We start from the raw sequence: 13742 nt of genomic DNA, 5'->3' as shown, positions 1-13742 counted from the left end.
AATAAACCCCATTATATAGTTTAATGATTGAGAAATACCGTAAGATTGAAAATATAGATGCGGCAGTGGAGCCTTTCAGATGGTAAATCAAGAGCAACGCGAAAGTGCCTTTTTGTGGACTTTAGATGCACTTAAGAATGAAGAGATTGCGGTGCCCATTATCGCCCGTGAATTTACCCCAGAAGACTGGGCATTTATCTTTGAAGGATTGCCTAAAGTACTGCGCTTTGATCTCTGGCAAACCCTAACAGAAGATAAAAAGGCGCCCATTTTAGCGGCAATGCGGGATGACTCCCGTGAGCAATTAATATCCCTACTCAGCCCCCAACAATTAGAAGACGTGGTCAGTAGCAGTAGCGCAGAACACTTAGTCGAAATATTAGATGTCTTGCCAAATCGTATTGCTAAAGGCTTAATTAAAAAGCTCAATTCAGAGGAGTCAGGACGTGTTCAAGCGGCACTCAATTATGACGATTCTCAGCTCGGACGTTATATTAACCATGATGTGTATACCGTCAACAAGCGTGTCAATGTCAGCGAGTTACTGGCCGAAATAAAAGAAACCTTATTGCCCCCTTATACCGACAGCATACTGGTAGTTGATGAAGCCAATCATTACCTAGGACAAATAGACTTAAATAACTTATTTAAAAGTTCGCAAGATGTGAGCGTCATGCAATTGGCCGAGTTTTCAGACCGTATTTTATCTGCCGACCTTGATTTGTATGACGCTGCTGACGCAGTGAAAAGTAGCGGTGTATCGATGTTACCGGTGCTGAGTAAAGACGGCAGGCTGATAGGCCGCTTTACCCTAAAAGATGCCATCGATGTGTTTCAAGAATACTACGAAGCACAAGTGTCCCATATGGGTAAGGTCAGTGATGAGGACTTATTTGCCCCGGTATTTACCAGCTCACGACGCCGCGCAGTTTGGTTAGGCATTAACCTCGTTACTGCCTTTGCCGCCTCAATTGTTATTGGGGTATTTGATGCGGTTGTAGCGCAAGTGGTCGCATTAGCAGTACTGATGCCAATTGTGGCAAGCATGGGTGGCATAACAGGTAGTCAAACCTTGACCCTGACTATAAGAGGCTTAGCCACCGGACAACTGGCGAGTTCAAATTTACGGGCACTTGGCAATAAAGAAGTACTGGTTGCGTTTTTCAACGGACTACTTTGGGCAACCGTGGTGTGCGTGATTACCTCGTTTTGGTTCGAAAACCCGTGGTTATCAGCCATTATAGCCGTATCGTTAGTGATCAACATGATAGTGGCTGCTTTTGCGGGTATCGCTATTCCGGTATTTTTAGACAAAATCGGCGTTGATCCCGCCCTAGCAGGCTCCGTAATACTCACTACAGTTACCGACGTTATTGGCTTTTTTATCTTCCTAGGTTCCGCTTCACTATTACTGATTTAATGGTTAATAGAATGAATCAATACAGATAAAGCCCTTATGGTCATAGCGTTGTCATGTTTTGTTCTCTATAATTCCGCACTTTGTATGCGACAACTCAGGGTTAAACTACATTAATGGTTAATAAAAAGAAGTGGACAATCGAGGATTCTGAAAACCTTTACCGGGTTAATCGGTGGGGCGCAGGATATTTTGAAATCGGTCAAAATGGTAATCTAAACATTACACCCGACCCTTCAAACAAAGATATTCGCATTGATTTCAAAGCCGTTATAGATGAGATCAAAGACGAGGGCATTCAGTTTCCAGTGGTAGTGCGCTTCCACGATATTTTGCGTTCTCAGGTAGCGATGCTGAATGAAATTTTCATCAAAACGGTGAAAGAAGCTGAATACCAAGGCAAATACATGGGTGTTTACCCCATTAAAGTTAACCAAATGCGTGAAGTGGTTGAAGAAATCGTTGACGCAGGCGCGCCTTTTAATTATGGATTAGAAGCAGGTTCAAAGGCAGAGCTATTAACGGTCATGGCCTACAATACCAATGAAGAATCATTAACGGTGTTAAACGGCTACAAAGATAAAGAGTTCATGCGACTCGCCTTGTTGGGCAATAAATTGGGTCGCAAATTTATTATTGTTATCGAAAAATATTCTGAACTACTGTTATTAGTCAAAACGTCAAAAGAACTCGGCATAAAGCCTATGATAGGCGTTCGCTCAAAAATGACAGTGAAAGGCCGGGGTAAATGGGAAGGTTCAGGCGGCGATCGCGCTAAATTTGGCCTGACGATTAGCGAAATTATCAGAGCTGCCCGTTACCTTCAAGAAAACGATATGGCCGATTGCCTAACGCTTTTGCATTTTCATATCGGCAGTCAACTTACCGATATCCGCGCAGTGAAAGAAGCCATTACAGAAGGCGCAATGATTTATGCCGACTTATATAACATGGGCTTTAAATTAAACTACGTCGATGTAGGTGGTGGTTTGGGCATCGATTATGACGGCAGCAAGTCAACCAGCGATTCTTCTCGAAATTACAGTATGGAAGAGTATGTTGCTGATATTGTCTTTGGTATGAAGCAAGTGTGCGATCTCGAAAAAGTACCTCATCCTACCTTGGTGAGTGAAAGTGGCCGTGCGATTACCGCTCACCATAGTTGTGTGGTCACGCAAGTCGTTGGCGAAATCAAAGCCAACGGCATGGAGATAGATACGACACCGCTCGAAGATGATCATGTGCTATTAACCAATATGCGTGAATTAACTTCTGAAGTTCAAAACCAGAATAACTTACAAGAGATCTTCAACGACGCGTCACAGTGGAAAGAGCAAGCACTTACTGCGTTTAAACTACGTGTTATTTCGCTAGAAGAGCTAGGCAAAATTGAAACGCTATATTGGCAAACCATGGTAGTACTGCAGCAGCGTCTGAAGGAATTTGACTTTATTCCTGAAGAAATGAAAGAGCTTGATTACGATTTGTCATCACAATATTTGTGTAACTTCTCGGTGTTTCAATCAGCAGCAGATACGTGGGCCATTGACCAAGTATTACCGGTTATTCCATTAACTCGGATGAATGAAAAACCCACGGTGAACTGCTCTTTAGTCGATATTACGTGTGACAGTGATGGTAAATTAGATCAATTTGTCAGTGCTAATGGAATCGCTGATGTTATTCCAATGCACGAGCTGAAAAAAGACGAAGATTATTATCTTGGCTTATTTTTGACCGGTGCTTATCAAGACGTAATGGGCGATATGCACAACTTATTTGGGCGCTTAAACGAAGTGCACATATTTAGTTATGATGATGACCCAGAAGACTTTTACATTGAAGAAGTGGTTAAAGGCTCGTCGGTAGAAGATGTATTATCCATTATGCAATACAACCCAGGTGCGATGGCGCAATCAGTAAAGCGTATGATTGACAGCCATGTATCTAAGGGGCAGCTAAACCCTAGAGAAGGGGTAAAATGGACTGACTTCTATGAAGCCTGCTTAAAAGGCTATACCTACCTTAAAACCACCGACTAATCGTCTACCCCTAGTTTCTGCGCCATATGAGGTGTTCGAAACTAGGGGCCTATTTTGCCGCGGCTAAAGACCCTTGTATGTGTTTAGATTGCAACTCTAAGGCTGCAAAACACGCGGCCCAAAAATCAGCACTAAATTGATTAATTAAGTTAGATTCTGCATTCATTAGCATCACGTATCCCACATCATAATCCGGCGTAAACGCTACATCTGCGCGATATCCTTGCACCCAACCACCATGATAATTCAGTTTATGACCGTTAAAATCATAAATACGCCATCCTAATCCATAGTGGGCATCATTGAGATATTGCCGCCATTCTCTGCGATAGGTTTCTTTTTTACTTTCAGTCAAAGGCTCAGTTACGGTATCAATAAGCTGTTGATTCATAACCTGAGGAAACTCTCCTAGTAGCGCTCTTACCCATAACACCATATCGCGCATACTGGCATTTACCCCTGCTGCAGGTGAATACTGGTAATAATCATCTCTAACACTGACCGCTCGCCATGTTTTTTTGCCAATAGCGACATGAGGCTTAGCCCAATTTTCTGACGCTAGCAGGCTATTTTTACCGACACTGGCATGGGGCATTTGTAATGGTTTAAAGAGTGTTTGGTCAATGGCTTGGCCAAAGGTGCTGTGATGTTGTTTAAAATATTCTTCTAATACACCAAACAACGTATTCTGATAGGTATAACATTTTCCGGGTGCACACAGCGGCTTAAGCTCCGAAAGCATATTTAATACCCTAGGAAGGGGGTAATTTGCTTCAATTAGATTATCGTAGGCATTAGGTGTAAAGCCGCTTGATTGACCCACAATATGTTGCAGTTGTAAGACGTTTTCACCCACAGCTGAAAAAGCATAGTTTGGCACAAGTTGAGCAATGGGCTGCTGCCATTGCACGCGATGTTGTTCAACATATTTAGCCATTAACATCGCAGTAAAAGTTTTCGATACTGATGCTAAACGGAACACCGTATCAGCGGTGATAGCGTCGCCATGTTTACTCTCTTTGCCATAGACAAAGACCTTAGCAACTTGGCCTTTTTCGATATACGCAAAAACATAGCCTGGTATGTTTTTATCGATGGCTTGTTGTTGAATTTGCTGCGAGTGGGCTTCCAGCCAAGCAGGTAGCTCAATATTATCTGCGGCCCTAACAACACTTGTGCTAATGACCACAAGCACACTCAGATACAGCAACCTTATAAACATCACACCCTTAATACGTAAAAATTATCGGACAACATTGCCGAGACAAGGTTGCTACCTTATTAAACCGCTTTCAGACTTGTATTATCCACTTAGACTGAGCTCACAATCAACCGCTGATAGCAAAGTCTCATGTTTAGGCCATGCTTTTCTTATTTGTGAGCCACGGCAATTGGCCCATTAAACTCCGTTTTTGTCGCACTCCAAAGAATAAAAACGCTAGTATAGCCATATGTTGTTTAATTAGCGCCCCGCAATGTCAAACCTTAACATCTATCAACAAGCCCGTTTAAGTCGCGATCCAAGATTCGACGGCCAATTTTTCATTGCGGTAAAAACAACTCACATATTTTGCCGTTCTATCTGCCCTGCTAATTTACCTCTCGAGAAAAACGTTGAATACTTCTTACTGGCGCAACAAGCAATGCAACACGGTTATCGCCCCTGTTTACGCTGCCGCCCTGACAGTGCGCCAAAGTCTTACGCATGGCAAGGAGTAAGTACCACAGTGATGCGCGCAAGTCAGTTGTTACATTCTCATCTTGAACTGACTATAGGTGATATTGCTGAAAAACTTGGTATTGGCGAGCGATACTTTCGCCATTTATTCAAAAGCCAAATCGGATTAAGTCCGAAGCAATATCAATTGTACGATCAAATCTTGTTGGCCAAAAAACTCCTGCACCACAGTAATCTATCAGTCGAACACATTGCGCAAAGCTGTGGGTTCAATAGCGCTAGACGCTTACAACTTCAAATGAAAAAACAATGCAAGTTAACACCAAGTCAGTTACGAAAAAAGCCTCCTAGAATTGAGCAAAATATTCAGCTCAGTATGAGTTTTCGCCCGCCCTATGATTGGCGTCAAGTTAGGGACTTTTTAGCATTAAGGGCCATTGAGAGAATTGAACTTGTGACTAGCGACAGTTATGCACGTTTTTTTACCTTTGAAAATGAAAAAGGGTGGTTTAAAGCAACGTATGATGAGAGCAAAAGTCAGTTTCAACTCCAGATAAAACTGAATACCATCACACTACTCCCGAAAATTATAGCCAATATAGAGCGGCAACTCGATGTTAACGCTGACGCCATCAATATCGAAAAAAGCTTGCTTGCTAGCGGGATACATTCAGAACAAGTGAATCGAGGCATTCGCATTCCAGGCATATGGAATACCTTTGAAGCCGGTTGTCGTGCAATTTTAGGTCAGCAGATATCCGTGAAAGCAGCAATTAAATTGCTTACTCTATTGAGCCATACTTTGGGAGATAGCAGTGATGATGCGCTCTATTTCCCAAGCTCAGAGCGCATTGCTGCAAGCGATCTGGCCTTTTTAAAAATCCCTGCCAGCCGCAGAGCCACGCTACGTAACTTTGCAAATTGGTATTCGTGCAATCCGAACGCGGATGTCGGCGAATGGCTTAAGTTAAAAGGGATTGGTCCATGGACTATTGCTTATGTGCAACTGCGTGCCTTATCGATGCCAGATGTATGGTTAAACACCGACCTGGTGATAAAAAATCAACTCAAGAAATATTCAATTTCTGCTGAAGCAGCACGCCCTTGGCGCAGTTATTTAACCCTTCAACTTTGGACACTAGCATGAGCATCCCCACACTGAGTTATCAATATATGCCCAGCCCTTTCGGGCAACTAGAAATCGCTGCTACTGACGAAAATCTATGTATCGTACGTTTTAAAAGTGAGCGTTCACATCCAACCAGGAACCATGAAATACTAGAAAAAACAATTCGCCAGTTAACTGAGTATTTTTTAGGCTACAGACATACGTTTGATTTACCATTAGCCACCGATGGCACGCCCTTTCAACAAGAAGTCTGGCGGCAGTTAAACCGTATTCCTTACGGGGCGACCTGTAGTTATGGTGAAATTGCCAGCAGCATTCATCGCCCCAAAGCGGTACGAGCAGTTGGGGCGGCAAATGGACGAAACAGAATGTCGATTATTGTCCCTTGCCACCGAGTTATCGGCGCAAATGGCAGTTTAACAGGCTATGCGTGGGGCACATCCATCAAAGCGAGTTTGTTGGCACACGAACAAAAATACAAAATAATTCAATCATAATAGGACATTTTCGTGCCGGTTAAATATGCTTTTGAGCTCGTCTTTTTAGCTGCAATTTGGGGCGCATCATTTTTATTTATGCGTACTACCTCTGCAGAATTCGGCCCTGTCTTGTTGATCACTTTGCGCACCGGTATTGCTGCGCTGGTGTTATTACCCGTGTTACTAGCCAAGCGACAATTAAACACGGTAGTAAAAAACTGGCGAATTATCTCCGTTATAGGTTTAACCAATACTGCCATCCCTTTTTGTTTGTTCAGTTACAGTACCCTCTATTTAGGGGCGGGCTATGCCTCGGTACTCAATGCAACCGCACCAATGTTTGGTGCACTCATTGCTTTTTATTGGTTAAAAGACCGCTTACTACGTATCGCAGTAGTTGGTTTAGTCATCGGTTTTGTTGGGGTGGTAGTGCTTAGTTTGTCGAGGCAGCACAGTGGCACTGCAACAGCGTGGCTACCCATCTTGGCAGCATTGGCTGCAACCAGTCTGTACGGACTTGCCGCCTGCGTAGCAAAGCGCTATTTGCAAGGAGTAAATGCCTTAGCCATTACAACCGGCAGCCAAGTAGTCGCGGCAATAACCTTAGCCCCTCTGAGTCTATTTTTTTGGCCTGATGAGATGCCTAGCTCCGACAGTTGGTGGCAGGTAGTGGCCTTAGGCGTCTTATGCACCGCATTGGCCTACATCTTATATTTTAGGCTTATTGCCAATATTGGCTCTGCAAAAGCCATTACTGTCGCGTATTTAGTGCCTGTATTTGGTGTACTGTGGGGAATAATATTTCTAGCTGAACGATTAAATCTAGGTATGTGGATTGGAGCGAGCTTAATACTGTTGGGCGTAGCACTCACATCGGGCTTATTTACCCGTTTCCGCTACATTGAAAGCGCACCCAAAGCTTAAATTTAACAGTACAGTGACTGTCAGGATAAGAGCGGAATAAACGCAGCTTATGATTCAATAAGCTGCATTCTTACCACGTTACGCCCATCGCGTTTTGCCGAGAAAAGCGCATCGTCAGCCGCTGAGACCACTTCTGACATCGTACGGGCAATCGCAGTAAACGAAATACCAAAGCTGCCAGTAATCTGGATTGATGTGGTACCGGTAGTAATCGTCATTGCCGCTAGTTTATTACACAATTTTTGACATATTTCAGCGGCTTCATGAGGCCCTGTATCAGGCATCAAAATTATAAATTCTCCGCCAGACCAGCGGCCCACCACGTCTTTATCGCGCACTTCAGACAGCAACATCTTAGTGACTTGGCGCAACACAATATCGCCGGCCTTGCGGCCATGGGTCTCATTGATCGGCGCAAAATTATCTAAATCAACCAACACCAAGCTGACCGATTGTTTTTGATACATAAACTCTTCGTATTTTAACGTTGTATTACTGCGGTTGGGTAGCTCAGTTAAAATATCAATTTGCTTTATTTTCTGAATATCTTTTTTAAAGTAATACAACAGATTATAAATCAGTAAAAATAGACCGAAAATAAACGCCAACAAGGTCACAATGCTAATAATAAATCCGCGGCTTATGTCAATCTGACGAGATTCTAAGGGCGTTATCAAGTAGAGCGTCCAATCAAAGGCTTGTATCTTAATTTCTGCAATAAGTGACTCAACGCCATCAATGGGCAATAACTGATTATTTAGGGAAAGTTGTTTTTCTTCGGATAAATCAGCGTACCAACTTAAGTCGTTTAGGCTTTTGAATGTTGCACCTTGAACAAGCAATTCAGGATTTGAAGTCAGTGTTATGTCTTTGTTTTGGTCGACAAAAATAAAATCATAACCATAGGTTTTTTTATACTCGTTAAAGATTTCAGTGAATGCCTTTAAACTTTTACCCACACCAAATACGCCTAAAAATCGGTGATTTTCGTCGTAAACCTTCAGGTCGATATAAAATTGCGGATTTTGCCATTGTCCAATATCAGCCATCGCGGTTGTTGGCTGAGCTTTATATCTGAAATACCAATCGACCTTTCCTTCAAGCAAATCAATTTTACTGCCATCAGAATTATACTGAACTCGGCTACTTTCACTGGCAATGAAAAAGTTAAGATCAAACTCTGTGTGCATACGTGCAAGTGTCGCATACACCTGAGCTTCATTAATATTTTCAGCCGACATTAAATCAAGTAATTCTCGGGCCTTGACCAACGTTTGTGAGATATGTAGCGGCTTCATCAACTCTTCTACGATCAATTGAACTGCGGGAGAATGCGACTGTTGTTGAGCTCTGCTTTGCTCAGCAACAATTTTAGAAATACTAAAATGGACTAACGTCACAATGGAGATAACTACGATGACAAATAACATCAAAATACTACGGTGTAACGTTCTAAAAATATTCACAGGCTGCCTTGCTTATGTAAAGTTATTTTTTATCGCCAGTGGTCTCGTTGGCTAGGCGGTATTCCACAGTAGCTCAGTGTTAAAATCAAGTTTTGCACACTGTTTATACAAAATTAATCGCGCTTTAGTTCAAACATAAGCGCGATTGAACAAAAATTAGCCACACTGTATTTTATCTCAGACACCTTAATTAGAATTTACAAAATATTCGTGACCTGCTTACCTCAATTATCATAGCATGTTCGCTCACCTAACAGACGAACTAGAATTCTGGCCGCTCTCCATGGCCTGAGAACGGAGATGAACAGCATCCTACAATCTTAATAAACATATAATCTAAATTTGGTATAGTCACCTAAGTTTTAAATAAGCATTAATAAGGAAAATATATGACATGTTCTGTGGTCATTCTGGCTGCTGGAAAAGGGACCAGAATGAAATCTACCTTACCCAAGGTGTTGCATCCCATTGGCGGCAAGCCTATGGTCCAACACATTATCGATACTGTTAAACAGGTTGGTGCCACGAATATTAATTTAGTCTATGGGCACGGAGCAGATCAACTGCAACAAGCCTTAGCGCACAACGAATTGAATTGGTGTCTGCAGGCAGAGCAATTGGGCACTGGGCATGCCGTCCAACAAGCCGCTCCTTTTTTATCAGACGAAGAAGATGTGCTGATCTTAGTGGGTGATGCGCCATTGATAAAAGCCTCAACCTTGAGTGAATTATTCAGTACCAAGCAGCAGGCAGATCTAGCCTTACTTACCGTACATTTAGATGACCCTAGCGGAATGGGCCGGATTATTCGCCAAGGCGACAACGTCAGCGCGATTGTTGAACACAAAGATGCGACACCAGCTCAACGCAAAATCACTGAAATTAATACCGGCATGATGATCATGAACGGCAAAGATTTGAAGCGTTGGTTAAGCCAATTGAATAACCAGAACGCTCAGGGTGAATTTTACCTGACCGATGTGATTGAAATGGCGGCCAACGAAGGCAAGATCATTAGAGCGTCGCACCCTACTTCAGCCACAGAAGTAGAAGGCATCAATAACCGCATGCAGTTAGCGAAAATTGAGCGAGCCTTTCAAACTGAGCAAGCAAACGACTTAATGAGCAAAGGCGTGACTTTATTGGATCCGCAGCGCTTTGACTTGCGTGGTGACTTAGTTGTTGGTCAAGACATCGTCATAGACGTTAATGTGGTCATCGAAGGAACCGTCAGCATTGGCTCAAATGTCAAAATTGGTCCCAATTGCCTTTTAATTGATTGCTCCATAGCCGATGGCTGTGTGATCGAAGCCAATTCGATTATTGAACAGGCACAAGTGGCAGAAAACTGCCAAGTGGGTCCCTTTGCTCGCTTACGCCCTGGCACTGAAATGCGTGAAAACGCCAAAGTAGGCAACTTTGTCGAGTTGAAAAAAACAGTTTTGGGGGTAGGTTCAAAGGCCAATCACTTCACTTATCTTGGTGATACTACTGTTGGTGATAAAGTAAATATTGGTGCAGGTACCATCACTTGCAATTATGACGGCGTAAATAAGTTTCGAACCGAAATTGGCGATGGCGCCTTTATTGGTTCAAACAGTTCAATCGTGGCACCGGTATCAATTGGTAAAAATGCCACAGTGGGTGCGGGTTCAGTTATTACTAAGTCAGTCGACGATGCCGAACTGGCCATAGCACGAGCGAAGCAGCGCAATATCGAAGGTTGGCAACGGCCGGTAAAAAAGTAAGCTTTTAAAATAATATACTTACGAATGCAATATTATAACTTTCAATTCGAAAGTTAATATTGCATTTTGTAACTTAGCTATTACACTACAGGCTAATCTCAGTACAGAGTGTACTCTCTTGCAAAAACGCAATACTCAACAACGCCGTCGCGCCATCATAGAATGCTTAAATGCAAAGGGGGAAGTGCTCGTTGATGAACTGTCTCGTCAATTTTCAACCTCAGAAGTCACGATTCGCAAAGATCTAGCCGAATTGGAAAACAACGGCTTGCTGTTACGCAAGTTTGGTGGTGCGGTATTATTGCCAAAAGACGCTTCTGAATTATCGAGTGAAAAGTTATCGAGCCGTAAGATGGCAATAGCTTACGCCGCTGCAGAACTGATCAACGATCACAATCGCATAATTATTGATAGTGGCAGCACAACCTCAGCCCTACTGCCCTTATTAAAAAGTAAACTTGGCCTAGTTGTAATGACTAATTCATTACAAGTAAGTAATTACTTACTTGAACAAGAAAACGAACCTAAGATTCTGATGACTGGCGGTAGTTGGGATACGCAGTCCCATTCTTTTCAAGGCAAAATGGCCGAGTTAGTACTACGCTCTTACAATTTTGATCAAGCTTTTTTGGGAGCAGCGGGCTTAGATTTGGAACATGGCACAACAACCTTCAACGAATTAACGCAGCTCAGTAAGGTCATGGCAGAAGTGTCAGGTCAAGTGATTGTCATGGCAGAGTCAGAAAAATTACAACGAAAAATACCGAATGTGGAATTGCCTTGGCAATCCATCTCGATCCTGGTTACCGATGATTTAATCAGTTCCGAGGCCAAACAACGTATTGAACAACATGGTGTAAAGGTGATTTGCGCCAAACCTCTTAAAACGGAGTCATAGAATGTGTGGAATTGTTGGAGCTATAGCAGAAAGAAATGTCGTTGAAATCCTCATAGAAGGCCTCAAGCGCTTAGAATACCGCGGATATGACTCAGCAGGCGTTGCGTTGTTAGATGCCGATGGCCAATTAACTCGTACGCGTCGTATCGGAAAAGTAAAAGAATTGGCAGATGCCCTTCATCAATATCCTGTCAAAGGCTCGACAGGTATTGCGCATACCCGCTGGGCCACCCATGGTGGCGTAACTGAAGCCAATGCCCACCCTCATTTTTCAAGCGAACGTATTGCAGTCGTACACAATGGTATTATCGAAAACTACCAACAATTGCGTCAAGAATTGACAGCCAAGGGTTACGGCTTTACCTCTGACACTGATACCGAAACAATTGCTCACCAAGTTCATTGGGAAATAGACCAGTGTAAAGACTTACTTACTGCTGTTCAAAGAGCTGTCGCTAAGTTTCATGGGGCCTACGGCACTGTCATCATCGATAAAAATGATCCACAGCGCATGATTGTGGCCCGTTCTGGCAGTCCATTAGTGATCGGCTTGGGCATCGGAGAAAACTTTATTGCGTCTGACCAAATGGCACTCCTTCCAGTTACGCGTCGTTTTATGTATTTGGAAGAGGGGGATGTGGCCGAAATCACTCGTACCTCGATTACGGTATACAACGACCAAGGCGAGCAGGTAGAAAGAGCGGTTAACGAATCTGATATTGAGCATGATGCGGGCGACAAAGCCGGATATCGCCATTACATGTTAAAAGAAATCCATGAACAACCTAATGTCGTTCGTAACACCTTACTGGGTCGTTTAAACGAAACAGGCATTAGTCCTAATATTTTTGGCCAAGATGCAGATGCCCTGTTAGCGACCATAAAACACGTACAAATCATCGCTTGTGGTACCAGCTATCATTCTGGCATGACCGCTCGTTATTGGTTAGAGCAGTACGCTAATGTGTCATGTAATGTTGAAATAGCCTCAGAATTTCGCTACCGAAAATCCTTTGTTCACCCTAACAGTTTGATTGTAACCATCTCTCAATCAGGTGAAACTGCTGATACCTTAGCCGCACTTCGCTTAGCCAAAGAGCAAGGTTATGCCGCAAGCTTAACCATATGCAACGTGCCCGGCTCTTCATTAGTACGTGAATCTGATTTAGCCTTTATGACCCTTGCAGGTGCTGAAATCGGCGTTGCGTCGACTAAAGCGTTTACTACGCAATTAACGGGTTTATTAATGTTAACCCTCGCGCTAGGGCAACATAACGGAATGAGTCAGGCAGATCACCAACACATTGTTAAAGCCTTACACAGTCTGCCTGCTAAATTAGAAGAAACCCTCGAACTGACTAAGGGCATTAAAGAGTTAGCCGAAGAATTTGCCGATAAACAGCATAGTTTATTTTTAGGCCGTGGCGATCAGTACCCCATTGCGATGGAAGGTGCGTTAAAGCTTAAAGAGATTTCTTATATTCATGCAGAAGCCTACGCGTCCGGTGAATTAAAACATGGCCCCTTGGCTTTAATCGATGAAGAAATGCCCGTTATTGTAGTGGCACCTAATAACGAACTACTTGAAAAGCTAAAATCAAACGTAGAAGAAGTCCGCGCTCGCGGTGGCATTATGTATGTTTTTGCTGATAAGCAGGCCAATTTTAAAAGCGATAAGACCATGCGTGTTATTAATGTTCCTCATTGTGATGCTGCTATTGCCCCAATCATCTACACCATACCACTGCAGTTGCTGTCTTATTACGTGGCCATAATTAAGGGTACCGACGTTGACCAACCCAGAAATTTAGCCAAATCCGTCACGGTTGAATAGTAAAGGGGCTTCGGCCCCTTTTTTGTGCGCGTATTTTAAAGTTTGAAACTGGCTTAGGATATTGAAACCCGCTATCAAAGCGGGTTTTGTTTTTTAAACAGCATCAATAATCACTCACACTTTCGCG

10 protein-coding genes are annotated in these 13742 nt (G+C 43.0%); 8 read left to right on the top strand and 2 right to left on the bottom strand.

Annotation, left to right across the window (positions count from 1 at the left end; all coding sequences use genetic code 11):
• The first annotated feature begins 79 nt into the window (after positions 1-79).
• Positions 80-1420, top strand: coding sequence for a magnesium transporter (locus tag NWQ57_RS06625; RefSeq protein ID WP_306021350.1), 1341 nt, complete (start codon positions 80-82; stop codon positions 1418-1420).
• 113 nt (positions 1421-1533) lie between these two features.
• Entirely contained in the window at positions 1534-3459 is a 1926-nt protein-coding gene (speA, locus tag NWQ57_RS06620) for a biosynthetic arginine decarboxylase (RefSeq protein WP_306021349.1), read from the top strand.
• A gap of 49 nt (positions 3460-3508) precedes the next feature.
• Here the strand turns inward: speA and NWQ57_RS06615 are convergent, their stop codons facing one another.
• Entirely contained in the window at positions 3509-4681 is a 1173-nt protein-coding gene (locus NWQ57_RS06615; protein WP_306021348.1) for a serine hydrolase, read from the bottom strand.
• Between the two features lie 253 nt (positions 4682-4934).
• Here NWQ57_RS06615 and NWQ57_RS06610 point away from each other — a divergent pair, with 253 nt between their 5' ends.
• The 3 genes from NWQ57_RS06610 to NWQ57_RS06600 are packed head-to-tail and all read left to right on the top strand — an operon-like array spanning position 4935 to position 7669.
• The gene (locus tag NWQ57_RS06610) at positions 4935-6284 is read left to right on the top strand and encodes a DNA-3-methyladenine glycosylase 2 family protein (RefSeq protein ID WP_306021347.1); all 1350 of its coding nucleotides are present in this window, start codon (positions 4935-4937) and stop codon (positions 6282-6284) included.
• Complete coding sequence (locus tag NWQ57_RS06605) at positions 6281-6763, top strand: methylated-DNA--[protein]-cysteine S-methyltransferase (protein WP_306021346.1); 483 nt, start codon at positions 6281-6283, stop codon at positions 6761-6763. The genes NWQ57_RS06610 and NWQ57_RS06605 overlap by 4 nt, the downstream gene beginning before the upstream one ends.
• 12 nt (positions 6764-6775) lie before the next feature.
• Positions 6776-7669, top strand: coding sequence for a DMT family transporter (locus tag NWQ57_RS06600; RefSeq protein WP_306021345.1), 894 nt, complete (start codon positions 6776-6778; stop codon positions 7667-7669).
• Between the two features lie 47 nt (positions 7670-7716).
• Here the strand turns inward: NWQ57_RS06600 and NWQ57_RS06595 are convergent, their stop codons facing one another.
• Positions 7717-9135: a sensor domain-containing diguanylate cyclase gene (locus NWQ57_RS06595; RefSeq protein ID WP_306021344.1), complete on the bottom strand. Its 1419-nt coding sequence runs from the start codon at positions 9133-9135 to the stop codon at positions 7717-7719.
• A 389-nt stretch (positions 9136-9524) separates the two neighbouring features.
• On the opposite strand from NWQ57_RS06595, the gene glmU reads away from it, so the two are divergent.
• The 3 genes from glmU (at position 9525) to glmS (ending at position 13615) form a co-directional block, all read left to right on the top strand.
• Positions 9525-10883: a bifunctional UDP-N-acetylglucosamine diphosphorylase/glucosamine-1-phosphate N-acetyltransferase GlmU gene (gene glmU / locus NWQ57_RS06590; RefSeq protein WP_306021343.1), complete on the top strand. Its 1359-nt coding sequence runs from the start codon at positions 9525-9527 to the stop codon at positions 10881-10883.
• A 118-nt stretch (positions 10884-11001) separates the two neighbouring features.
• Complete coding sequence (locus tag NWQ57_RS06585; protein WP_306021342.1) at positions 11002-11781, top strand: DeoR/GlpR family DNA-binding transcription regulator; 780 nt, start codon at positions 11002-11004, stop codon at positions 11779-11781.
• A gap of 1 nt (position 11782) precedes the next feature.
• Entirely contained in the window at positions 11783-13615 is a 1833-nt protein-coding gene (gene glmS, locus NWQ57_RS06580; protein WP_306021341.1) for a glutamine--fructose-6-phosphate transaminase (isomerizing), read from the top strand.
• Positions 13616-13742 lie beyond the last annotated feature (127 nt).

It is taken from the genome of Paraglaciecola sp. (genome assembly GCF_030730205.1).
GTDB lineage: Bacteria > Pseudomonadota > Gammaproteobacteria > Enterobacterales > Alteromonadaceae > Paraglaciecola.
The sequence above is the reverse complement of the archived record's forward strand: the minus strand, read 5'-3'. Positions and strand labels throughout refer to the sequence as shown.

Excerpts from the sequence above, each read along its gene's own strand:
- NWQ57_RS06625 (WP_306021350.1), top strand. The coding sequence starts at position 80 with ATGGTAAATCAAGAGCAACGCGAAAGTGCCTTTTTGTGGACTTTAGAT.
- NWQ57_RS06605 (WP_306021346.1), top strand. The coding sequence starts at position 6,281 with ATGAGCATCCCCACACTGAGTTATCAATATATGCCCAGCCCTTTCGGG.
- glmU (WP_306021343.1), top strand. The coding sequence starts at position 9,525 with ATGACATGTTCTGTGGTCATTCTGGCTGCTGGAAAAGGGACCAGAATG.
- glmS (WP_306021341.1), top strand. The coding sequence starts at position 11,783 with ATGTGTGGAATTGTTGGAGCTATAGCAGAAAGAAATGTCGTTGAAATC.
- speA (WP_306021349.1), top strand. The coding sequence starts at position 1,534 with ATGGTTAATAAAAAGAAGTGGACAATCGAGGATTCTGAAAACCTTTAC.
- NWQ57_RS06610 (WP_306021347.1), top strand. The coding sequence starts at position 4,935 with ATGTCAAACCTTAACATCTATCAACAAGCCCGTTTAAGTCGCGATCCA.
- NWQ57_RS06615 (WP_306021348.1), bottom strand. The coding sequence starts at position 4,681 with ATGTTTATAAGGTTGCTGTATCTGAGTGTGCTTGTGGTCATTAGCACA.